General features: G+C 64.8%; 23 protein-coding genes. 19 read left to right on the forward strand and 4 right to left on the reverse strand.

Translation table 11 applies throughout. The features are described from left to right. Positions 1 to 13 precede the first annotated feature (13 nt). From nuoG to AC56LG_RS11390, 14 genes are all read left to right on the forward strand, one after another. Positions 14 to 2,350 carry an NADH-quinone oxidoreductase subunit NuoG gene (gene nuoG, locus AC56LG_RS11325; RefSeq protein ID WP_497166199.1) on the forward strand — a complete coding sequence of 779 codons (2,337 nt, stop codon included), beginning with the start codon at positions 14 to 16 and terminating at the stop codon, positions 2,348 to 2,350. Then, positions 2,350 to 3,432, forward strand: a complete 1,083-nt coding sequence (gene nuoH, locus AC56LG_RS11330) for an NADH-quinone oxidoreductase subunit NuoH (protein ID WP_497166200.1) — start codon at positions 2,350 to 2,352, stop codon at positions 3,430 to 3,432. The genes nuoG and nuoH overlap by 1 nt, the downstream gene beginning before the upstream one ends. Before the next feature lie 14 nt (positions 3,433 to 3,446). Next, positions 3,447 to 3,935, forward strand: a complete 489-nt coding sequence (gene nuoI / locus AC56LG_RS11335) for an NADH-quinone oxidoreductase subunit NuoI (protein WP_497166201.1) — start codon at positions 3,447 to 3,449, stop codon at positions 3,933 to 3,935. Between the two features lie 19 nt (positions 3,936 to 3,954). Further along, on the forward strand, positions 3,955 to 4,623 hold the full coding sequence (locus AC56LG_RS11340) for an NADH-quinone oxidoreductase subunit J (RefSeq protein WP_497166202.1): 669 nt from the start codon (positions 3,955 to 3,957) through the stop codon (positions 4,621 to 4,623). After that, on the forward strand, positions 4,620 to 4,928 hold the full coding sequence (gene nuoK, locus AC56LG_RS11345; RefSeq protein WP_497166203.1) for an NADH-quinone oxidoreductase subunit NuoK: 309 nt from the start codon (positions 4,620 to 4,622) through the stop codon (positions 4,926 to 4,928). Before AC56LG_RS11340 ends, nuoK begins: the two co-directional genes overlap by 4 nt. 39 nt (positions 4,929 to 4,967) lie before the next feature. After that, positions 4,968 to 7,073 (forward strand): NADH-quinone oxidoreductase subunit L, encoded by a 2,106-nt coding sequence (nuoL, locus tag AC56LG_RS11350; RefSeq protein ID WP_497166204.1) that lies wholly within the window; start codon positions 4,968 to 4,970, stop codon positions 7,071 to 7,073. A gap of 22 nt (positions 7,074 to 7,095) precedes the next feature. Beyond that, the gene (locus AC56LG_RS11355) at positions 7,096 to 8,607 is read left to right on the forward strand and encodes an NADH-quinone oxidoreductase subunit M (RefSeq protein WP_497166205.1); all 1,512 of its coding nucleotides are present in this window, start codon (positions 7,096 to 7,098) and stop codon (positions 8,605 to 8,607) included. A gap of 15 nt (positions 8,608 to 8,622) precedes the next feature. Then, complete coding sequence (gene nuoN, locus AC56LG_RS11360; protein WP_497166206.1) at positions 8,623 to 10,125, forward strand: NADH-quinone oxidoreductase subunit NuoN; 1,503 nt, start codon at positions 8,623 to 8,625, stop codon at positions 10,123 to 10,125. 12 nt (positions 10,126 to 10,137) lie between these two features. After that, a complete protein-coding gene (locus tag AC56LG_RS11365; protein WP_497166207.1) occupies positions 10,138 to 10,458 on the forward strand; it encodes a DUF2818 family protein in 321 nt (106 codons plus the stop codon). 31 nt (positions 10,459 to 10,489) lie between these two features. Then, positions 10,490 to 11,047: an NUDIX domain-containing protein gene (locus AC56LG_RS11370; protein WP_497166208.1), complete on the forward strand. Its 558-nt coding sequence runs from the start codon at positions 10,490 to 10,492 to the stop codon at positions 11,045 to 11,047. A gap of 3 nt (positions 11,048 to 11,050) precedes the next feature. Further along, positions 11,051 to 11,743 (forward strand): hypothetical protein, encoded by a 693-nt coding sequence (locus tag AC56LG_RS11375; RefSeq protein ID WP_497166209.1) that lies wholly within the window; start codon positions 11,051 to 11,053, stop codon positions 11,741 to 11,743. Next, positions 11,740 to 12,456 carry a 2-C-methyl-D-erythritol 4-phosphate cytidylyltransferase gene (ispD, locus tag AC56LG_RS11380; protein WP_497166210.1) on the forward strand — a complete coding sequence of 239 codons (717 nt, stop codon included), beginning with the start codon at positions 11,740 to 11,742 and terminating at the stop codon, positions 12,454 to 12,456. Before AC56LG_RS11375 ends, ispD begins: the two co-directional genes overlap by 4 nt. A 7-nt stretch (positions 12,457 to 12,463) precedes the next feature. Beyond that, positions 12,464 to 12,976, forward strand: a complete 513-nt coding sequence (gene ispF / locus AC56LG_RS11385) for a 2-C-methyl-D-erythritol 2,4-cyclodiphosphate synthase (protein WP_497166211.1) — start codon at positions 12,464 to 12,466, stop codon at positions 12,974 to 12,976. Between the two features lie 110 nt (positions 12,977 to 13,086). Next, entirely contained in the window at positions 13,087 to 13,404 is a 318-nt protein-coding gene (locus AC56LG_RS11390) for a DMT family transporter (RefSeq protein WP_497166212.1), read from the forward strand. 21 nt (positions 13,405 to 13,425) lie between these two features. Here AC56LG_RS11390 and AC56LG_RS11395 read toward each other — a convergent pair whose 3' ends face one another. Further along, positions 13,426 to 13,785: a hypothetical protein gene (locus AC56LG_RS11395; protein WP_497166213.1), complete on the reverse strand. Its 360-nt coding sequence runs from the start codon at positions 13,783 to 13,785 to the stop codon at positions 13,426 to 13,428. A 251-nt stretch (positions 13,786 to 14,036) separates the two neighbouring features. Here AC56LG_RS11395 and AC56LG_RS11400 point away from each other — a divergent pair, with 251 nt between their 5' ends. The 4 genes from AC56LG_RS11400 (at position 14,037) to AC56LG_RS11415 (ending at position 17,088) form a co-directional block, all read left to right on the forward strand. Further along, complete coding sequence (locus tag AC56LG_RS11400; protein ID WP_497166418.1) at positions 14,037 to 15,299, forward strand: MFS transporter; 1,263 nt, start codon at positions 14,037 to 14,039, stop codon at positions 15,297 to 15,299. Positions 15,300 to 15,301: 2 nt separating this feature from the next. After that, positions 15,302 to 15,610: a hypothetical protein gene (locus tag AC56LG_RS11405; protein WP_497166214.1), complete on the forward strand. Its 309-nt coding sequence runs from the start codon at positions 15,302 to 15,304 to the stop codon at positions 15,608 to 15,610. 90 nt (positions 15,611 to 15,700) lie between these two features. Next, positions 15,701 to 16,255 carry an NADPH-dependent FMN reductase gene (locus AC56LG_RS11410; protein ID WP_497166215.1) on the forward strand — a complete coding sequence of 185 codons (555 nt, stop codon included), beginning with the start codon at positions 15,701 to 15,703 and terminating at the stop codon, positions 16,253 to 16,255. Positions 16,256 to 16,485: 230 nt separating this feature from the next. Beyond that, positions 16,486 to 17,088 (forward strand): phasin family protein, encoded by a 603-nt coding sequence (locus tag AC56LG_RS11415; RefSeq protein ID WP_497166216.1) that lies wholly within the window; start codon positions 16,486 to 16,488, stop codon positions 17,086 to 17,088. 48 nt (positions 17,089 to 17,136) lie between these two features. Here the strand turns inward: AC56LG_RS11415 and AC56LG_RS11420 are convergent, their stop codons facing one another. From AC56LG_RS11420 to ribA, 3 genes are all read right to left on the reverse strand, one after another. Next, positions 17,137 to 18,108, reverse strand: coding sequence for an FHA domain-containing protein (locus AC56LG_RS11420; RefSeq protein ID WP_497166217.1), 972 nt, complete (start codon positions 18,106 to 18,108; stop codon positions 17,137 to 17,139). Then, positions 18,105 to 19,532 carry a S1 family peptidase gene (locus AC56LG_RS11425; RefSeq protein WP_497166218.1) on the reverse strand — a complete coding sequence of 476 codons (1,428 nt, stop codon included), beginning with the start codon at positions 19,530 to 19,532 and terminating at the stop codon, positions 18,105 to 18,107. The genes AC56LG_RS11420 and AC56LG_RS11425 overlap by 4 nt, the downstream gene beginning before the upstream one ends. Positions 19,533 to 19,619: 87 nt before the next feature. Continuing rightward, positions 19,620 to 20,270 (reverse strand): GTP cyclohydrolase II, encoded by a 651-nt coding sequence (gene ribA, locus AC56LG_RS11430; RefSeq protein ID WP_497166219.1) that lies wholly within the window; start codon positions 20,268 to 20,270, stop codon positions 19,620 to 19,622. Between the two features lie 135 nt (positions 20,271 to 20,405). Between ribA and AC56LG_RS11435 the strand changes: the two genes are divergently transcribed. Next, positions 20,406 to 22,727 (forward strand): sensor histidine kinase, encoded by a 2,322-nt coding sequence (locus AC56LG_RS11435; protein WP_497166220.1) that lies wholly within the window; start codon positions 20,406 to 20,408, stop codon positions 22,725 to 22,727. Positions 22,728 to 22,810: the final 83 nt, after the last annotated feature.

The raw sequence follows: 22,810 nt of genomic DNA on the forward strand, positions 1-22,810 counted from the left end.
AGGTAACGATCAAATGGTTGAAATTGAATTAGACGGCAAAAAAGTCGAAGTCGCACCAGGTTCCATGGTGATGGACGCCGCAAACAAACTCGGAACCTACATTCCGCACTTCTGCTATCACAAGAAATTGTCGATCGCCGCCAACTGCCGCATGTGCCTGGTGGAAGTGGAAAAAGCACCGAAGCCGATGCCTGCCTGCGCCACGCCAGTGTCGCCGGGCATGATCGTGCGCACCCACAGCGACAAGGCCGTGGCCGCGCAGAAATCGGTCATGGAATTCCTGCTGATTAACCACCCGCTCGATTGCCCGATCTGCGACCAGGGCGGCGAATGCCAGCTGCAGGACCTGGCCGTCGGCTACGGTAAAAGCAATTCGCGCTACAACGAAGAAAAGCGCGTGGTCGCGCCGAAAGAAGCCGGCCCGCTGATCTCGATGGAAGAGATGGCGCGCTGCATCCAGTGCACCCGTTGCGTGCGTTTCGGCCAGGAAGTGGCCGGGGTCATGGAATTCGGCATGCTGGGCCGCGGCGAGCACTCGGAAATCACGACCTTTGTCGGCAAGACCGTCGACTCGGAAGTGTCGGGCAACATGATCGACCTGTGTCCGGTCGGCGCGCTGACCTCGAAGCCATTCCGTTACAGCGCACGTCCATGGGAACTGTCGCGCCGTAAATCGGTGTCGCCGCACGACTCGCTCGGTACCAACCTGATCGTCCAGGTCAAGGGCGGCAAGGTCATGCGCGTGCTGCCGCTCGAAAACGAGCACATCAACGAATGCTGGCTGTCGGACAAGGACCGCTTCTCGTACGAAGCGCTGGACAATGCCGACCGCCTGATCAATCCGATGATCAAGCAGGGCGGCCAGTGGCAGGAAACCGACTGGCAGACGGCGCTGGAATACGTCGCCCACGGCCTGCGCAACATCCGTCACGAACATGGCGCCGACAGTATCGCCGCCGTCGCCACCGCGCATTCGACCGTCGAAGAGCTGTTCCTGCTGAACAAGGCCATGCGCGGTTTCGGCGTGAATGCCGTCGACTTCCGCCTGCGCCAGAGCGATTTCGCGCTGGATGGCGCCGTCACGCCATGGCTGGGCATGCCGATTGCCGAACTGTCGAACCTGAAGCGCGCCTTCGTCATCGGCTCGTTCCTGCGCAAGGACCACCCGCTGGTGGCAACCCGCCTGCGCCAGGCGGTGAAGGGCGGCGCCAAGCTGTCGATCCTGCACGGCGCCGACGACGACAACCTGATCCCGACCGCCAACAAGCTCATCGCCGCGCCAAGCGACTGGCTGGCCGTGCTGTCCGAAGTGGTGTCGGCCGTCGCCGCCGCCAAGGAAACCGCAGCCCCTGCCGGCTTCGAGAACGTGCAAGCCGGCGACGTGGCCAAGGCCATCGCTGCTTCGCTGGTCGCGATCGACGGCGACGTGCCGGGCGCGATCCTGCTCGGCAACGCCGTGACGCAGCATCCGGAAGCGTCCAAAATCCACGCCGCCGCGCAATGGATCGCCAACGCCACCGGCGCCAAGTTCGGCTATTTCGTCGAAGCGGCGAACACGGTCGGCGGCCACCTGGTGGGCGCCACGACCAATGTCGATTTGTTCAGCGTACCGAAGAAGGCTTATGTCTTGCTTAACGCGGAACCGGAACTCGACGCAGCCAACCCGCAGCAAGCCGTTGCCGCACTGGCCGGCGCCGAGATGGTCGTCGCCATGTCGCCGTTCAAGCATGGCTTCGAGTATGCCGACGTGCTGCTGCCGATCTCGCCGTTTACCGAGACCGCCGGTACCTTCGTGAACTGCGAAGGCCGGGCACAGAGCTTCAACGGCACGGTGAAACCGCTGGGCGAGACCCGTCCGGCCTGGAAAGTGCTGCGCGTGCTGGGCAACCTGCTCGGCTTGAGCGGTTTCGATTACGACACCGCCGAATCGATCCGCGACGAAGCGCTGGGTAAAGGCATGACTGATCTGTCGGCCAAGCTGAACAACGTGGCGAAACTCGCTCCGTCGGCAGCAAGCCGCTCGGAAGAATCGGGCTCGCTCCAGCGTATCGCTGACGTGCCGATCTATTTCGCCGACGCCATCGCGCGCCGTTCGGAACCGCTGTTGCGTACGGCCGATGGCCAGCAGCCGCTGGCACGCCTGCCGAAAGCCCTGGCCGAACGCCTCGGCGTGAAAGCCGGTGACGTCGTGAAAGTCACGCAAGGCAACGGCAGCGCGCTGCTGGTCGCCGACGTCGACGCCCGCCTGCCGGCGAACGTCGTCCGCGTCGCCGCCGCGCATCCGGCAACCGCAACCCTCGGCGCGATGTTCGGCGCCATCACCGTAGAACGAGCAGGGGAGGGCAACTAATGGCAACGCCCGGTTTTATCGATAACATCTACACCGGCGGCGAATCGCTGCTGGGCCCGGTCTGGCCGCTGGCCTGGACCGTGGCCAAGATCCTGTGCGTGCTGCTGCCGCTGATGGGCCTGGTCGCTTACGCCACCCTGTGGGAACGCAAGCTGATCGGCTGGATCCAGATCCGCGTCGGCCCGAACCGCGTGGGTCCGATGGGCCTGCTGCAGCCGATCGCCGATGCGGTCAAGCTGCTGCTGAAAGAGATCGTCATCCCGGCGAAAGCCACCACCAAGCTGTTCGTGCTGGGTCCGATCATGACGATCATGCCGGCACTGGCTGCCTGGTCGGTCGTGCCTTTCGGCCCGGACGCGGCGCTGGCGAACGTGAATGCCGGCCTGCTGCTGCTGCTGGCGATCACCTCGATCGAAGTCTACGGCATCATCATCGCCGGCTGGTCGTCGAACTCGAAGTACTCGTTCATGGGCGCGATGCGCGCTTCGGCCCAGATGATTTCGTATGAAATCCCGATGGGTTTCGTGATGGTCGTGGTGCTGATGGTCTCGGGCAGCCTGAACTTCTCGGACATCGTCGCCGGTCAAGCCGTCGGCATGGCCGCTTCGAATGGCCTGAACTTCCTGTCGTGGAACTGGCTGCCGCTGCTGCCGCTGTTCGTGATCTATTTCGTCTCCGGCCTGGCCGAATGTAACCGCCACCCGTTCGACGTTGTCGAGGGCGAGTCGGAGATCGTCGCCGGCCACATGGTCGAGTACTCGGGCATGTCCTACGCGATGTTCATGCTGGCCGAATACGCCAACATGATCCTGATCGCCACCCTGGCATCGATCATGTTCCTCGGCGGCTGGCACGCACCGTTCGCGTTCCTGGAATTCGGCGGCGCCTTCGGCGGCTTCTTCTGGCTGTTCCTGAAGATGTTCGCGCTGGTCTCGATGATGATCTGGGTCCGCGGCACCTTCCCGCGTTACCGCTATGACCAGATCATGCGCCTGGGCTGGAAAGTGTTCATTCCGATCACGCTGGTGTGGCTGGTGCTGGTTGCCGGCGTCATGCAGACGTCCTGGAATATCTGGAAGTAAGGAAGCACATTCAAATGAACCGAATTAAAGATATCCTCGGCAGCCTGATGCTGTCCGAACTGTTCAAGGGTCTGGCCCTGACGGGCAAGTATGCCTTGTCGCGCAAGATCACCGTGCAGTATCCGGAAGAAAAGACGCCGATGTCGAACCGCTTCCGCGGCCTGCACGCGCTGCGCCGCTACCCGAACGGGGAAGAGCGCTGCATCGCCTGCAAACTGTGCGAAGCGGTGTGCCCGGCCATGGCCATCACGATCGAATCGGCGCAGCGCGAAGACGGCACCCGCCGCACCACGCGCTACGACATCGACCTGACCAAGTGCATCTTCTGCGGCTTCTGCGAAGAGTCCTGCCCGGTCGACTCGATCGTCGAGACCCACGTGCTGGAATACCACGGCGAAAAGCGCGGCGATCTCTACTACACCAAAGAGATGCTGCTGGCCGTGGGCGACCGCTACGAAGCCGACATCGCTGCCGCTCGAGCGGCCGACGCGAAGTACCGATAAGAAAAAGGCCCGTCAAGTCATGCAATTCACAACTGGTTTGTTCTACGTCTTCGCGGCCATCATGGTGCTGTCCGCGCTGCGCGTCATCACTGCGAAGAACCCGGTGCACGCCGCGCTGTTCCTCGTGCTCGCGTTCTTCAACGCCGCCGGTATCTGGCTGCTGCTGAAGGCCGAGTTCCTCGCCATCGTGCTGGTGCTGGTGTACGTCGGCGCGGTCATGGTGCTGTTCCTGTTCGTCGTCATGATGCTCGACATTAACGTCGACCGCATGCGCGAAGGTTTCCTCGGCTACCTGCCGATGGCCCTGATCATCGGCGCCGTGGTCGTCATCGAAATGGCGCTGGTGCTGTGGAACGGCTACAGCGGCTTTGCCCAGACGCCGGAAGCGGCTGCGCTGAACATCGGCGGCACCAAGGAACTGGGGCGCCTGATCTACACCAAGTACATCTACGGCTTCGAGATCGCCGCCGTGATCCTGCTGGTGGCGATCATCGCCGCCGTGGCCCTGACGTTGCGCCGCCGCAAGGACAGCAAGGCCATCGACCCGGGCGCCGCCGTGCGCGTCCAGCGTAACGACCGCCTGCGCATCGTCAAGATGGCGCCGGTGAACCAGCGCGCCATCGACGAAGCCAACGTGGCTGCCGCAGCAGCAGCAACCGCGGCCGCGCCGAACAAGGAGACCCCATGACTATTTCGCTCGCACACTACCTGGTCCTGGGCGCGATCCTGTTCGCGATCTCGATCGTCGGTATCTTCCTGAACCGGAAGAACATCATCATCCTGCTGATGGCCATCGAACTGATGCTGCTGGCGGTGAACCTGAACTTCATCGCCTTCTCGCACTACCTGGGCGATGCGGCGGGGCAGATCTTCGTGTTCTTCATCCTGACCGTCGCGGCCGCCGAATCGGCGATCGGCCTGGCGATCCTGGTGGTCCTGTTCCGCAACCTGGACACGATCAATGTGGAAGACCTCGACAGCCTCAAGGGCTGACCGGTCTCGGTTGATTAACAATAACGAATAAGGTTCAACATGGCGGAGCAGCTTTCTTCCTCACTCCTACTCGCGGTGCCCCTGGCGCCGCTGGCAGGCTCGGCAATTGCCGGCCTGCTCGGTACCAAGTTCCTTGGTAACGTGGTCGGCCGCAAGGTCTCCCACTCGGCAACCATCCTCGGTGTCCTGATCGCCCTGATCATCTCGGTGCAGACCCTGCTGGCGGTGCTCGACGGCGCCACCTTCAACCAGGACATCTATACCTGGATGCAGGTCGGTACCGTCAAGCTGGCGGTCGGCTTCCAGATCGACACGCTGTCGGCAATGATGATGTGCGTGGTCACCTCGGTGTCGCTGATGGTGCACGTCTACACGATCGGCTACATGGCCGAGGACGAAGGCTACAACCGCTTCTTCTCGTACATCTCGCTGTTCACGTTCGCGATGCTGATGCTGGTCATGTCGAACAACTTCCTGCAGCTGTTCTTCGGCTGGGAAGCGGTGGGCCTGGTCTCGTACCTGCTGATCGGTTTCTGGTACACCCGTCCGACCGCGATCTTCGCCAACATGAAGGCCTTCCTGGTCAACCGCGTCGGCGACTTCGGCTTCATCCTCGGTATCGGCCTGCTGCTGGCCGCCTCGGGCACGATGCACTACGGCGAAACCTTCCAGCAAGCCGACAAGCTGGTCGGCATGACGGTGCCCGGCATTGGCTGGCCGCTGCTGACCGCCGCCTGCATCTGCCTGTTCATCGGCGCGATGGGCAAGTCGGCGCAGTTCCCGCTGCACGTCTGGCTGCCCGACTCGATGGAAGGCCCGACCCCGATTTCGGCACTGATCCACGCTGCGACGATGGTTACCGCCGGTATCTTCATGGTGGCGCGCATGTCGCCGCTGTTCGAACTGTCGGATGGCGCACTGTCGTTCATCATCGTCATCGGTTCGATCACCGCGCTGTTCATGGGCTTCCTGGGCATCATCCAGAACGACATCAAGCGCGTCGTCGCTTACTCGACGCTGTCGCAGCTAGGCTACATGACGGTCGCGCTGGGCGCCTCGGCCTATTCCGTCGCCGTGTTCCACCTGATGACCCACGCATTCTTCAAGGCACTGCTGTTCCTGGGCGCCGGTTCGGTCATCATCGGCATGCACCACGACCAGGACATGCGCAACATGGGCGGCCTGCGCAAGTACATGCCGATCACCTGGATCACCTCGCTGCTGGGCTCGCTGGCCCTGATCGGTACCCCGTTCTTCTCGGGCTTCTACTCGAAGGATTCGATCATCGAAGCGGTGCACGCGTCGAACATCCCGGGCGCCGGTTTCGCCAACTTCGCCGTGCTTGCTGGTGTCTTCGTGACCGCGTTCTACTCGTTCCGCATGTACTTCCTGGTGTTCCACGGGGAAGAGCGTTTCGGCAAGGCGCATGCGCATGATTCGCACGCCCATGACGACCACAAGCAAGCGGTCGCTGCTGGCCACGGCCATGCGGACCCGCACGCCGAGCACGATTCGGATGCGCACCATGAAGAAGACCATGGCCACCACGGCCTGGCCCCGGGCCAGAAGCCGCATGAGTCGCCATGGGTCGTGACCCTGCCGCTGGTCCTGCTGGCGATCCCGTCGGTGATCATCGGTTACCTGGCGATCGGTCCGATGCTGCACGGCGACTTCTTCAAGGACGTGATCTTCGTCGGCGAAAACCACACTGCGATGGAAACCCTGCGCGAAGAGTTCCACGGTGCCGGCGCCATGGCACTGCACGGCCTGCAGACCGCACCGTTCTGGCTGGCACTGGCAGGCGTCGCATTCGCCTACTACTGCTACATGGTCAATCCACGCGTTCCGGCCTGGTTCTACAACAAGTTCAAGTTCCTGCACACGCTGCTGGACAACAAGTACTACATGGACAAGTTCAACCAGGCGGTGTTCGCCGGCGGCGCACGCGCCGTCGGTACCGGCCTCTGGAAGGGCGGCGACCGCGCGCTGATCGACGGCTTGCTGGTCAACGGTTCGGCCAAGCTGGTCGGCTGGTTCGCGACGCTCACCCGTACCTTCCAGACCGGTTACATCTATCACTACGCGTTCGTGATGATCGTGGGCGTCATGGCGACCCTGCTGTACTTCTTCCCGTTCTGGCGCTAATCACAGGCAAAGAAAAAGACAAATGATGCAGTCTACGATCTCTACATTTCCTCCCTACCTGAGCCTGGCGATCTGGCTCCCGATCCTGTTCGGCGTGCTCGTGCTCGCCGTCGGGCGCGACAGCAACCGCGGCTTCGTGCGCCTGCTGGCGCTGGTTGGCGGCGTCGTCAGCTTCCTGCCGACGATCCCGCTGATTGCCAACTTCGACAATGCCGCCCACGGCATGCAGTTCTATGAAGTGGCGACCTGGATCGAGCGTTTCTCGATCTTCTACCGCCTCGGCGTCGACGGCCTGTCGCTGTGGTTCATTCCGCTGACCGCGTTCATCACCGTCATCGTCATCCTCGCCGCCTGGGAAGTCATCCAGGAGCGCGTGGCGCAGTACATGGGTTCCTTCCTGCTGCTGTCGGGCCTGATGATCGGTGTGTTCGCTTCGCTCGACGGCGTGCTGTTCTACTTCTTCTTCGAAGCGACGCTGATCCCGATGTTCATCATCATCGGCGTGTTCGGCGGCCCGAACCGCGTGTACGCGGCGTTTAAATTCTTCCTGTACACGTTCTTCGGCTCGCTGCTGACGCTGATCGCGATCATCTACCTGTACAACGTCTCGGGCACCTTCGACATCCAGAAGTGGCATACCCAGGCGTTGGGCATGAAGGAACAGATCCTGATCTTCATCGCCTTCTTCATGGCCTTCGCCGTGAAAGTGCCGATGTGGCCGGTGCACACCTGGCTGCCGGACGCCCACGTCGAAGCGCCAACCGGCGGTTCGGTCGTGCTGGCCGCGATCATGCTGAAACTGGGCGCCTACGGCTTCCTGCGTTTTTCGCTGCCGATCACCCCGGACGCCGCGCACTACCTGGCCCCGGTCGTGATCGTGCTGTCGCTGGTCGCCGTGATCTACATCGGTCTCGTGGCCCTGGTCCAGAAGGACATGAAGAAACTGGTCGCCTACTCGTCGATTGCCCACATGGGTTTCGTCACGCTCGGCTTCTTCATCTTCAACGACATGGGCGTGCAGGGCGGCCTGATGCAGTCGATCTCGCACGGCTTCGTGTCCGGCGCGATGTTCCTCTGCATCGGCGTGCTGTACGACCGCGTGCACTCGCGTGAAATCGCCGACTACGGCGGCGTCGTCAACACGATGCCGAAGTTCGCGGCCTTCGCCGTGCTGTTCTCGATGGCCAATGCCGGCCTGCCTGCCACCTCGGGCTTCATCGGCGAATTCATGGTCATCCTGGGCGCCGTGCAGTTCAACTTCTGGACCGGCCTGCTGGCTGCGACCGCACTGATCCTGGGCGCGGCCTACTCGCTGTGGATGGTCAAGCGCGTCGTGTTCGGCCCGATCGGCAACAAGCACGTCGCCGAACTGGTCGACTTGAACAAGCGCGAGTTCGCGATCCTGGCCGTGCTGGCAATCGCCACGCTGTGGATGGGCCTGTATCCAGCGCCGATCGCCGAGACGCTGCAGACCTCGGTGGCCGACCTGCTGCAGCACGTGTCCGTGAGCAAGCTCCCGCCGCTGCCTCAATAAATCGAAATAGACGCCATGAATAACACATTGCTAGCGGACGTCGACACCAACCTGGTGCCGGTCTACGCCGAAATCTTCCTCCTGATCGCGGCTTCCGCGATCCTGCTGATCGATATGTATCTGAAAGGGTCGCGCCGCAACGTGACCTACTACCTGTCGCTGCTGACCCTGGTCGGCTGCGCGGTGATCACGGCTGCCGACTTCAATGCTGGTGCGACCGTGTACACCTTCAACGGCATGTACGTGTCCGACCCGATGTCGAACCTGCTGAAACTGTTTACCTACGTGGCCGTCGGCCTGACGCTGGTGTATTCGCGCCAGTACGTGACCGAACGCGGCATGTTGTCGGGTAACCTGGGCGGCGAGTTCTACGTGCTCGCGCTGTTCGCGATGCTCGGCCAGATGATCATGATCTCGGGTAACAGCATGCTGTCGATCTACCTGGGCCTGGAACTGATGTCGCTGTCGCTGTACGCCCTGGTGGCGCTGCGCCGCGACCACGCCACTTCGACCGAAGCGGCGATGAAGTACTTTATCCTCGGCGCACTCGCCTCGGGCTTCATGCTCTACGGTATCTCGATGATCTATGGCGCCACCGGTTCGCTGAACCTGCCGGACATCGCCCGCGTCGCCGCCACCGGCGCCAACCCGACCATCCTCGTGTTCGGCCTGGTGTTCCTGGTGGCCGGCCTGGCCTTCAAGCTGGGCGCGGTGCCGTTCCACATGTGGGCGCCGGACGTCTACCAGGGTTCGCCGACGGCCGTGACGCTGCTGCTGGGCGGCGCGCCGAAGCTGGCCGCGTTCGCCATGGTGATGCGTTTGCTGGTGGAAGCGCTGCCGACCCTGGCCTACGACTGGCAGCAGATGCTGCTGGTGCTGGCCGTGCTGTCGCTGGCGATCGGTAACCTGACCGCCATCGCCCAGACCAACCTGAAGCGCATGCTGGCCTATTCGACCATTGCACAGATGGGCTTCGTGCTGCTGGGCATGATGGCCGGTGTCGTCGGCGACGATGCGAGCAATATGCCGGCCGCGTACTCGGCTGCCATGTACTCGTCGATCACCTACGTGCTGACCACGCTGGGCAGCTTCGGCATCATCATGATGCTGGCGCGTTCGGGCTTCGAGGCCGAGCAGATCGCCGACTTCAAGGGCCTGGGCCGTCGCAGCCCGTGGTTCGCGGTCGTCATGACGATCCTGATGTTCTCGCTGGCCGGCGTGCCGCCGATGATGGGCTTCATGGCCAAGTGGGCAGTGCTGCAAGCCGTCGCCAACACCGGCGCCGTCTGGCTGGCCGTGGTCGCCGTCATGTTCTCGCTGATCGGCGCCTTCTACTACCTGCGTGTGGTCAAGACGATGTGGTTCGACGACGCCGTCGACACCAGCCCGATCGTGACGCCGACCGACATGCGCGTCGCGCTGTCGCTGAACGGCGTGGCGGTGGTGGTACTCGGCCTGATCCCGGGCGCACTGCTGGGCGCCTGCCTGCAGGCGATCCAGCTGACCCTCAAGTCCTAAGCTGCAACGCTGATGGATGTCTCGTTCGCAGGCTGGATCGTCGTGCTGCTTGCCCTGGCGGCGGCCAACCTTCCGTTTGCGAACGAGCGCGTGTTCGGTTTCATCTCCCTGAAGCCAGCGCACACCGGGCTGGCGCGCAACAAACCCTTCATTGCGCGCCTGCTCGAGCTCCTTGTTCTATACTTCCTCGTCGGCGCTGTCGCTTACCTGCTGGAATCCCGCATCGGCAACGTGTTTGCCCAGGGCTGGGAATTCTATGCGGTGACCGGCTGCCTGTTCCTCGTGCTGGCGTTTCCAGGATTTGTGATTCGTTACCTGCGTAAGCGCCGCTGATTTTCCGATCAACGCTTTACCCAGGAGTCCAATGGATTCGCACCTGAAGGAAATCCGCCTCGACGGCGAGATTGCCTACGACGGCAAGTTCCTCAAAGTCTCGCGCGACCGCATTCAACTGCCTGACGGCAAAATCTCGCATCGCGAATACATCCGCCATCCAGGCGCGGTGGTGATCCTGCCGCTGTTCGACGATGGCCGCGTGCTGCTCGAACGCCAGTTCCGCTACCCGAACGACCAGGTCTTCGTCGAATTCCCGGCCGGTAAAATCGATCCGGGCGAGGAGCACCTGGCCTGCGCCAAGCGCGAGCTGGAAGAGGAAACCGGTTATACCGCCACCGACTGGCGTTTCGTCTGCACCATCCACAACGCCATCGCCTATTCCGACGAGCACCTGGAACTGTTTTTGGCGCGTGGCCTCACCGCGGGCGAAGCGAAGCTCGACGAAGGCGAATTCCTGGAAACCTTTACAGCGACCATCCCCGAATTGCTCGACATGGTCAAGGCAGGGCAGGTGACCGACGTGAAGACGATCATCGGCGCCTTTTGGCTGGAAAAGATCGTGAACGGAAACTGGTCGCCGACCTGAGCGATGAAGTTGCCGGTGGCCCTGTTGCTGTTGTGCGTGCTGGCGCCGGCCAGTGCGCGCACGCCTTTCCAGGCGCGTTGCGAAGACACCATCGGGCAAAGCGTCTCGGTGATGTCGTCGAAGCAGAACGGCCACCGCATCGACAACAGCTATTCCTTCCACGGCCTCTCGAGCATGAAGGGCGACCGCGCCCCGGGCAGCTACGTGCTGGGGCTGACGCGCACCGAGTCGCGCGTTGCGGTCAAGGTGGAAGGGCGCATGCTGAGCGACCCGGCAACCGGCTACGAGTGCATCGCGCCGCGGCTGGAGGTGAATCTGTATTACCTGCCGATCGTCGTCTACGTCGGGCGCGAGTTCGCGCCTAATACCTGTGCCTACCGCGAGATCCTGGCGCACGAGATGCGCCACCTGAACATCTACCTGGACTTCCTGCCGCGCGCCGAGAAGGTCGTCAGCGAAGCGCTGGCGCGCCGCTTCGAGGGCAAGCCGCTGTATGCGCCGGCGGGGCAGGCGCGCGATTTGTTGCAGCGCGAAATCAATAGCGGCTGGATGCCCTTCATCAAAGCCGAAATGGCGAAAGTCGAGCGTTTGCAGGCCGCCATCGATACGCCGCAGGAGTACGCGCGTCTCGGCAAAATTTGCGCAGGTGAGGTACAGTCTCTTATCAGACCGGCAAAAAGACAACGAACCACATGAATTCCCAGGCACCACGTTATTTCGCATTGATCCCCGCCGCCGGCGTCGGGGCACGCATGGCCGCAAGCGGCCCCAAGCAATACCTGAAGCTCGGCGGCAAGCCCATGCTGCGCCACGCCATCGACGCCTTCCTGTTCAGCGAACTGATCGCGCATACCTATGTCGTGGTCAGCGCCGACGACCCCGTCATCGACAGCATCGTGCCGAGCCACGGCGTGACCGTGCTGCGCTGCGGCGGCGACACCCGCATGGAGTCCGTGCGCAACGGCCTGGCGGCACTGGCCCCGACCCTGCGCGAAGACGACTGGGTGCTGGTGCACGACGCCGCCCGGCCCGGCCTGGACGAAGCGCTGATCGAAAAACTGATCACCAGCACCGGCGAACACCCGGTCGGCGGCCTGCTGGCCTTGCCGGTGGTCGATACCGTCAAGCGCAGCATCGCCGGCGAGCTCGGTACCGTCTCGCGCGAAGGATTGTGGCTGGCACAGACGCCGCAGATGTTCCGGTATAAACTGCTGCGCGAGGCCCTGGCGTTTGCCAGCGACGCGGCGCGCGATCCGAAACAGATCACCGACGACGCCTCGGCCGTGGAAGCGCTGGGCCTGTCGCCGAAACTGGTCGAAGGCCATCCGCGCAACATGAAGGTGACGCTGCCCTCGGACGTGCGCATCGCCGAAATGTACCTGGCCACGGCCCAACCCGAATTATTGTAAGCACACCATGGCACTCGCATCCTATAACCCGACTCCACCGTTTCGCATCGGCACCGGCTATGACTGCCACCGCCTGGTCGAAGGGCGCAAGCTGATCGTCGGCGGCGTGACCATCCCGCACCGCCTGGGCCTGTTCGGCCATTCGGACGCCGACGTGCTGCTGCACGCCATCATCGACGCCCTGTTCGGCGCCGCCGCGCTGGGCGACATCGGCAAGCATTTCCCCGACACCGACCCGATGTTCGCGGGCGCCGACTCGCGCACGCTGCTGCGCGAAGCGGCCACGCGCGTGGTCGCCACCGGCTACACCATCGGCAACATCGACGCGACCATCATCGCCCAGCAACCGAAGATGGCGCCGCACATCCCGCACATGGTCTCGCGCATCGCCGAAGACCTGGGCGTGTCGCCGCAGCAGGTGAACGTCAAGGCCAAGACCAACGAAAAGCTCGGCTACCTGGGGCGGGAAGAGGGCATGGCTGCGGAAGCCGTGGCCATGCTGATCAAGACCGGCGCTTAAGCAAACGCATGCACCCTGGCAGCTTTGCCAGGGACGTACAGGAGGACGACCTCCCCCAACCGCGGGAATCATCTTTCCGGGACGGCCCGGCTCTTGAAAGGAGAGCCGTTATGGCCTGGATCATGCTGGTTGTCGCAGGAGTACTCGAAGTCGTGTGGGCGTATTCGATGAAGCAGTCGGAAGGCTTTACGCGACTATTGCCGTCGGTCGTCACCATCGTGATGATGATCGCGAGTTTCGCCTTGTTGTCGATGTCGATGCGCACCATTCCCCTCGGTACCGCCTATACGGTGTGGACCGGCATCGGCGCCATCGGCGCATTCATTGTCGGCATCGCCGTACTGGGCGAACAGGTCAACGCGACGCGCATCCTCGCCGCCGTGCTGATTGTCTTCGGCCTGGTGCTGATGAAGCTGTCCGCGGACTAGGGCCGCAGCGCCGCCTGCCGCTTACTGGAGCAGGCGCGCAAACCCGAATGCAGCCCCGGCAGTCGCCACCGCCGTGCCGAGGAACCATTTAATCAGCGTCGCTTCGAGTTGCGAGACGTCCGCTTTGGTTGCCGCATTCCGGGACAGCGCCTCGGCGACGGTTTCGATTTTCGCCAGCCGCACGTCGACGGAACGCATGTCCCTGCGGCATTCGTCGCCAAAACTTTCCAGCTTCGCGCTTCTGAGTTCCATGTGGTCGTCCTCTCCGCGTTTTGCAGCGGTGTCAGTGGGCGTGCGCAGCGGCAGGCGCTGTGGTGCGACGCCGCCGCCGCGTGCCTGCGGCCTGCGGCCCACAGCCGGTTTTGTGGTCTGCTCGTGCATTCTGGTGCCATTCTCTTGTGGTGGGTGAAGCTGCCTTGATGGTGGGGCAGCGCTCCGGCTGGGCCGGTACGTATCGTTGGACTGAAATAACCCGGCTGATATCCCCGCCCTTGTTTGTTCGATGTCAGCAGTTCGCCTCCCGCAGCCACCCGGCAATAAATACCGGGCCGCCTGCAAGGCATGCGGTTCGTTGTTAAACTCTCATTCCAATTCCGCGTGCGCGTGCATTGCGGCAAAAAAATAAGGGGATGATGATGAGCACCCACAACGAGCTGTCGCCACGCGCCGCCTGGCTCCTGATCCTTGCCGCCAGCGCAATCCTGATGATCACCATGGGCGCGCGCCTGACCACCGGTCTGTTCCTGTCTCCCCTGAATACCGCCACCGGCCTGGGCGTGGCGACGATCAGCTTCGCCCTGGCCGTGGGCCAGTTCATGTGGGGCGCGTCGCAGCCGGTATTCGGCGCCATTGCCGACAAATATGGTCCGGCGCGCGTGATCGTGCTCGGCGCGCTGCTGCTGGCCGGCGGCCTGGCCGCCACGCCCTTCGTCGGTTCGGAGTGGGGCCTCCTGCTGACCATGGGCCTGCTCTCGGCCGCGGGCGCCGGCGCCGGCAGCTTTTCGATCCTGATCGGCGCCACCGCCCAGCGCCTGCCGCCCGCGCGGCGCCCGTTCGCCTCGGGCTTCATCAATGCCGGCGGTTCCTTCGGCCAGTTCGTTTTTTCGCCGCTGATGCAATTCCTGATCGCCGGACCCGGCTGGATCATCGCCATGTTCACCATGGCGGCCACGACCCTGCTGACGATCCCGCTGGCCTGGCTGATGCGCGGACGCAAGGCGGCGCAGCCGAGCGTCGCCGCAGCCGGGGCGGCGCCCGTGATGGCGCCGATCGCGGGCATCGGCCTGACCCAGCAACTCAAGCAAGCCATGCGCGACCGCAGCTACCTGTGCCTGCATGCGGGCTTTTTCACCTGCGGCTTCCATATCGCCTTTCTCGTGACCCATCTGCCGGGGGAGGTGGCGCTGTGCGGCCTGCCGGTCGGCGTGGCGGGCACGGCGCTCGGCTTGATCGGCCTGTTCAATATCGCCGGCAGCCTGACGGCCGGCGCGCTGGCGACACGCTATCGCATGAAAAACCTGCTGGCCCTGATGTACTTCAGCCGTGCGCTGATCATCGCCTTGTATCTCGTCGCGCCCAAGACGGCCACGACCTTCTATATCCTCGCCGCCGCGCTCGGCTTCACCTGGCTGGCCACGGTGCCGCCCACCGCCGGCCTGGTCGGAAAACTGTTCGGCATGCGCTACCTGGCTACGCTGTTCGGCCTGACGCTGCTGTCGCACCAGATCGGCGGTTTCTTCGGCGCCTGGCTGGGCGGCCTGGCCTTCGTGCACTTCGGCGACTTCACCTGGATGTGGTACGCCGACATCGCGCTCGCCCTCGCCGCGGCCCTGGTCAACCTGCCGATCCGCGAAGCGCCCGTCGTGCGCGCCGGCGCGCCGCTGGCGAAGATTTGACGATGGCGCGCGACAGCTGGGCCTACCGCGAAGTGGCCGTGCATTCGGTGCCGGAAGGCCGTAGCGGCCGCTTGCAGATCCGTCCGATGCCGGGGCAGGCCTTTGCGCCGTCGATGCGGGTGCAGTGCGCAGGGGCGCTGCGCGACCCGGCGCAATTTCCGGCCGGTACCCGGTTCCTGCTCAACGCCAAGCTGACCGACCGCCTCGGCGGCGAGCCCTTCCTGTATGCCTGGCATGGCGACCCGGTGCAGGTGCTGAGCGCGGCGCAGGCGCGCAAGTTTCTGGCGGCATTCCGGCGCGGCCGCATCTGAGGGGCAGGGCGCAGGTGCCATAACTGCGCGCGCGGCGATCGGCGAAATGGTTACCATCGGGATTTTGCAAACAAAGAAAGAGGGGAAGGCATGGCATCGAAAAAAATCGCAGTCGTGGTGGGCAGCTTGCGCAAGGACTCGTACAGCGGCAGGCTCGCTAAAGTGATGATCCAGCTGGCGGCGGGCAAGCTGGAGATGGAGATCGTCGAGCTGCGCGACCTGCCGATGTATGACCAGGACATCGACACCGACAACCCGCCGCCGGCGTTCACCGCCTTCCGCGAGCGCATCCGCGCCGCCGACGGCGTCCTGTTCATTACGCCCGAGTACAACCGCTCGGTGCCGGGCGCGCTGAAGAACGCAATCGACGTTGGTTCGCGCCCTTACGGCAAGGCCGCCTGGACCGGCAAGCCGTGCGCCATCGTCAGCCAGTCGCCGGGCGCGCTCGGCGGTTTCGGCGCCAACCACCACCTGCGCCAGATGCTGCCTTTCCTGAACATGCCCGCCATGCCGGCGCCGGAAGCCTATCTCGGCGGTATCGCCGACAAATTCGACGGCGACCGGCTGACCGACGAATCGCTGCGCGGCTTCCTGCAGACCTTCGTCGACACCTTTGCCGGCTGGGTCGAACGTCACACCGGCTGAGCCGCGCCGAGCCAGATCCCGCGCCGCCAGGCTCCATTTTTGTTGCGGCGCACATTTGATTTAGCGCAAACACTCGACCTCTCGCTGCCTTAGCCTTGAGCCTTCGTTCAGACAGGCCACGGCATTTTCACTCCATGGCGTTTCCGGACGGATCGTCGGTGCGGGCCTGCGGGCCGTGCGCCGCACAATTCGAATACTCCTACAAACCATTACCCATGAATGAGGCAAGCATGTATCCATTTTCCCAATCGGTAACTCCTGCAGTGCGCACCCACCTGGACGCGCAGACCGCTTTCATGAACGACATGTCCAAGTCGCTGTTCCAGTCCTTCCAGCAGATGTGCAACCTGAACATCCAGCTGGTCCAGACCATGATCGAGGAAACGACCCTGGCCAGCCAGCAGATCCTGACCGCCGACCGCCAGACCGAAGTGCTCAGCGCCGCCGCATCGCGCGCCCAGCCCGCCACCGAAAAGCTGCGCGCCTACCAGCAGCACATCTCGCGCCTGGCGGCCGACGCCCAGGTCGAGCTGGCCCGCGTCACCGAACAGCACGTGCAAAAGACCACGCAGACCGCACGCCAGCTGGCCGACGACGTGGCTCGCACCGCTTCCGAAGAAACCCAGCGCGGCCTGCGCCAGGGCCAGGACACGCTGCAGCGCTTCGTCGATCCGTTCACGACCGGCAACGGCCATGACCGCGCCCAGGGCAATGGCGGCGCCGGCGCCAGCCTGCAAAGCGGCAATGCCGGTTCGAGCCAGGGCATCGGTGCGCAGCGGCCGGACGGCAACGGCTCCAGCGCCCAGTCCGGCAAGGGCGCGCACGGCGCCTGAGACACCACAGGCATTGGGCAGGAGGGTGCACCAGTCCGGCCGGCTGGTTCACGAGCCTTCAGCCAGTGCCTGGCCACCCTCATCCTGGCGCTCGCGGTCGAGCTTTTGCTTCATGGCCGCGACGTCCGCCAGGAAATCGTCCACGCTGTCGTCCGGTGTCGCGCGCATCTCGGGCGGCAGCAGTACCGACATGTAGAGTTCATCGGCCAGGCGGCCATTGCGCTGCTCGTTGCTGATCAGGACCAGCCCCGAGCCCAGCACCGCCAGCGCCGCGCAGACTATCGCGTAGCGCTTGCGCGGCTCGGGTTTTACGGTCGTCAGGTGGAAATACACCATGCCCGCCACCAGCAGGATCGCCACGTGCGAACCGTAGCGGGTAAACACTTCGATCGAATACGCATAGCCCACGGCGGACGAGCTCAGCCGGAACAGCATGAGCGCGACGATGCCGCAGCCGAAGATGAACAGGTGGCGCCCCAGGCGCGCGTGGCGCCCGAACAGGCGGTTGCCGAAGGCCCACAGGCCGCTCCAGACCAGGCCCGCGCCCAATCCATAGGCCAGCGCCAGCAGGTAGCGGAATGGCCGGAAGGCCTGGGTATCGGCCAGCCACATCGTAAACAGCGCCACGATCGACACCAGCAGCGCGCCGGCAAAGCCCGGCAGCACGCCTTCCCAGCCGTGCATGGTACGGTCGACCAGTTCGGCCGGCACCGGAAAACCGGCGGCGCGGATGCGCAGCGTGGTGTGGCCGAGCCGCACCACCGTATCGCCCGTCAGCGGCAACCGGTCGCTGCGCTTGCCTGCGTGCACCACGCCATTGCGGGTGCCGAGGTCGGTCAGCAGCAGGGAGCCGTCCGCATCCGCCTCGACCCGCGCGTGGCGCGGGGCGGCGTAGGCGTCGTCGAGGATGTAATCGTTGTCGTAGCCGCGCCCGATGTGGATCGGCAGGCGCTCGACCCGGTGCCGGTGCAGCACGTCGCCGTTGCGTGCGAGGGTTTCGATGAACCAGGGTCCCGTCATAATTTGCCGGTCCGCCCGAGCGCATACAGGAAAGCGCGCGCCACCCGCATGCCGTTCTCGTAGGACACGCCGGCGACGTCGAGGCGGCTCTGCAGGCTAGCCTGCGGATTGTCGGTGCTGGCCGTGAGCAGGGTGAAGTTGTACAGGCCCGGAAACTTGCGGTAGGCGCGCACGCAGGTGACGGCGCGCAGCGGCAGCGTGTTCGAATGCACGAAACGCTCGCTGCACAGCGGCCCGGTCAAGCGCGCGTCGCGCGTGTTGCCGAGGCGGTCGAGGCCGAACTGGCTGCTTGCCAGGGCGGCAAAGCGTAGCGGATGCAAGTTCGCGGTGCGCAGGTACTGGTGGGTCATCGACACTTGCCCGGTCTGCTGGTTGTCCGACACATAGATCGCCGACTCCATCGCGCAGCTGAGCGTGTCCGAGCTGAACGAGGCTTCGGCCATGACGTTCGAGCGGCCCCAGCAGCGTACCTGGCCGGATTCGCGCACTGGCACCAGGTAGGGGCCCATGTTCTTGATCGAGAACGGCGTGTCGAGCAGGCGCCCGACCATCGCGCGCTGGTGCGCCAGCAATTGCTCGGCGATGAGCGGGTTGAAATCCTTCGGCACCGTGCGCTGGCCGGCGACCTGGCGCAACAGTTGCTGCGCGTATTTCACCGGCACCAGGAAGCTGACCGCCTCGCCGTCGCGCCGCTTGGAGACGTTGATCCCGGCGACGGTGCCGCTCGAGGTGACGCTGGGTCCGCCGCTCATGCCCGAATTGATCGGGCCACTGAAGATCAGCTGGTCGTAGAAGCTGCGGCTGACCACGCCGTTATACGCGCCTTCGGAAATGGCGAAGCCGAGGTCGAGCGGATTGCCGAGCGAGTACAGGTACTGGCCCTGGGTCAGTTTCACCGCCTTGTCGGGCACGCTGAAAAAGCCGCTGCCGTTGCGGTTCACGCGCAGCACCGCCAGGTCGTGCAGCACGTCCACGGCCAGCAGTTCGACCGGCCCGCGCCGGCCATCGGTGTCGACGTATTCGCCGGCGTACACTTCCGGGTCGAGCGCCATTTGCGAGACCACGTGGTAATTGGTCAGCACCAGGTTGCTGGTTCCGACCAGGAAGCCCGAGCCGACGGTGGACTGGGTGCGGCCGTTCTTCAGCAGCATGCGGATCTGCAGCAGGTCGGCCTGGGCCGACGAGTACAGCTGCTGCGCGGCCGAGGAGGGCGGCGGCAGCGTCGTGGTGGTGTCGAGTTCGCCGGGGCCGGGGGCGGCCGGCGTGGTGCCGGGCGGCGTCGCCGGCGGAACCGCCAGCGGTTGTGCTGCCGGCTCCCTGGCGGCCGGCCCTGCCGGCAGCTGGCCGCGCGCCGCTGCGGCGGCAGGGGCCGCGTGGGCCGTGCCGAAGCAGCAGAACAGCAGCAGGCTGGCGATAAATTTCATGCGGGCAAATGCACGGGCTAGGTTGCCCGGCATCGATAGCAGTCGTTGCCTGCTATCTTGCCACTCTACTCTGTTGTCTGCAGAACGTTACAGTTCACCATCTTCAGGCACCAGCTCGGCTGGCGGCGCCATCATGTGGCCGAGCTTGGCCTGCTTGGTATTCAGGTAGCTGTTGTTGAAGGCGTTGCGGTTGACCAGCAGCGGTACCCGCTCGACCACTTCGATGCCGAGGCGGCTCAGGGCGTCGATCTTGCGCGGGTTGTTGGTCATCAGCTTGACCTGCTTGATGCCGAACTGTTCCAGCATCGGCAGGCACAGCTCGTAGTTGCGCGCATCGGCATGGAAGCCCAGCTGCAGGTTCGCTTCGACCGTGTCGGCGCCGGCTTCCTGCAGGCGGTAGGCGCGGATTTTATTGACCAGGCCGATGCCGCGGCCTTCCTGGCGCAGGTAGAGCAGGGCGCCGCGCCCTTCGGCGGCGATGCGTTTCAGCGCGCCCTCGAGCTGGGCGCCGCAGTCGCAGCGCTGCGAGAACAGCACGTCGCCGGTCAGGCATTCCGAGTGCACGCGCGCCAGCACCGGCTCGCCGTTGCCGATGTCGCCGAGTGCCATCACCAGGTGCTCTTTCCCCGTGGAGTGCTCGACAAAGGCGTGCAGCGTGAACTGGGCCCAGGGCGTGGGCAGCGCGCAGGACGTGACGTAGTCGAGCAGGGGGGCGGCGGGCGTGGCGTTATTGGACATGCTGTGCTCTGGTGCGGTTGGAGTAACCGGTAAGTATAAAAGAAATCGGCCACGGCCGTGCGTCCGGCGCCGGCCCGGGCCGCCGCGGGCATGGCTGCATGGTACTCTTGCGGCATAAGAAATCCTCCGATGCCCATGGACCGTTCCCCGAAACCGCTTCCCGCAGCACAGCCTGGCCCCCTCGAGCACACCTCCCGCCGTCCCGCCCGGCGCGGCCTCGGCACCTGGCTGGCGCTGGCCTTTTCCCTGTTGTCGCTGTTCCTGACCGTGCTGCTGGTCGAAGTGGTCGACGTCGCCGCCACCCGCCAGGCGAAAGAGAGCATCGGCCAGGGCCTGCGCGAACTGGCGCTGCAAACGGTCGACAAGCTCGACCGCGGCATGTACGAACGCTACCGCGAGGTGCGGTTGCTGGCGCAGCGGCGCGACCTGGCCCCCGGCCGGGGCAGTATGGAGGACCGCCGCGCCGCGCTCGACAGCATCCAGCAATCCTACGGCTATTACGACTGGATCGGCATGGCCGGCCTCGACGGCCGGGTGCAGGTGGCCGGGCGCGGCCTGCTGGAGGGAGCGGACGTGTCGCAGCGGCCGTGGTTCCGCAATGCGCTCAAGGGCATCAACGTCGGCGACGTGCACGAAGCCGTGCTGCTGGCCAAACTGCTGCCGCAGCAGGAAGGCGAGCCACGCCGCTTCGTCGACGTCGCCTTTCCCTGGAAAGATGCCGACGGCAAGACGCTGGGCGTGCTGGGCGCGCACCTGTCGTGGCAGTGGGCGCGCGCGGTCGAGCGCTCGGTGATCGCGCCGCTGGCCACGCGCGGCCAGGTCGAGGCCCTGATCGTCGGCGGGGACGGCAAGGTGCTGCTCGGCCCGGCCGGCCTGCAGGGCACGAAACTCGACCTGCCCAGCCTGCGCGCGGCCCAGCGCCGCGATGCCGGCCACCTGGTCGAGCGCTGGCCGGACGGCACGTCCTACCTGGTCGGATTCAGCCGCAGCCGCGGTTTCGAGGCCTATCCGGGCCTGGGCTGGACCGTGCTGGTGCGCCAGGCCGAGAGCGAAGCCTTTGCGCCGGCCGAAGCCCTGCGCCAGCGCGCGCTGTGGAGCGGCATCGGCCTGGCGCTGGTGTTTTCGCTGGTCGGCGTGGTCCTGGCGCGCTACATCACGCGCCCGCTGGGACGGCTGGTGCAGGAGGCCGAACGCATTCGCGGCGGCGAGACCCTGCAGCTGGCTTCGGGCGCCGGCAGCTATGTCGAGGTCGAGACCCTGTCGGCCACGCTCAACGCGCTCATCACCGACCTGCGCCACCGGCGCCACGAACTGAAAGGCGCGAATGCCACGCTCGAGGCCCGGGTCGAAGCGCGCACCCACGAACTCGAACGGGCGCTGGCGGCGGTGCAGGCCAGCGAACAGCGCATCGGCGCCATCGTCGAGGCGGCCCAGGATGCCTTTGTCGGCGTCGACATGCGCGGCCTGGTCACCGACTGGAACAGCGCCGCCGAGCGCATGTTCGGCTGGAAGCGCGCGCAAGTGCTGGGCTGGCCGATGCCGGAACTGATCGTGCCCGAACGCTTCCGTCCCAGCACCTACCGGGCCATCGACACGGTGCGCACGACCGGCTACAGCCCGATCCTGGAGCGGCGCATGGAACTGCTGGTAATCAACCGCCAGGGCGTCGAATTCCCGATCGAGATGACGGCCGGCCTGGTCACCGGCGTGGACGGCAATTTTTTTGCCGTGTTCCTGCACGATATCTCCGAGCGCCGGAAAGTGGACCAGCTCAAGAGCGAGTTCATCGCCACCGTCTCGCACGAACTGCGCACGCCGCTGACCGCGATCTACGCCTCGCTGTCGATGCTGGCCGACGGCATCGCCGGAGAACTGCCGCCGGACGTCGCCGGCCTGGTCGGGATCGCGCACGACAGCTGCGAGCGCCTGGTACGCATGGTGAACGACGTGCTCGACCTGCAGAAGATCGAGGCCGGCAGCATGCAGTTCGAGCGCCACCCGCAGCCGCTGCTGCCGGTGGCCGAACAGGCGCTGGCGGGCATGCAGGCCTACGCGGCGCCGATGGGCGTGCGCCTGCTGCTCGACTGCGAGGAAGGCGCGCGCGGCTTGAACGCCGCGATCGACCACGACCGCCTGGTGCAGGTGCTGACCAACCTGCTGTCGAACGCGATCAAGTTCTCGCCGCGCGGCGCCACCGTGACGCTGGCCCTGTGCGTACATGCCGGCGGCGCGCGCCTGTCGGTGCGCGACCAGGGCAGCGGCATCCCGGAAGCCTTCCAGTCGCGCGTCTTCCAGCGCTTCGCCCAGGCCGACGGCGCCGACACGCGCCAGAAGGGCGGCACCGGGCTGGGACTGTCGATCAGCAAGAGCCTGGTCGAGGAGCAGGGTGGGCAGATCAGTTTCGACACGGCGCCGGGCAGCGGTACCACCTTCCACGTCGACTTGCCGCTGGCGTAGAGGATGTGAAAAAAACGTCAGGGCAAGGGATACGGCCGCCCGGCGCCGAGTCGAAGACAGTACGAGGGTACGGCGAGACGAGG

It is taken from the genome of Telluria sp. ZB2R32 (genome assembly GCF_059685715.1).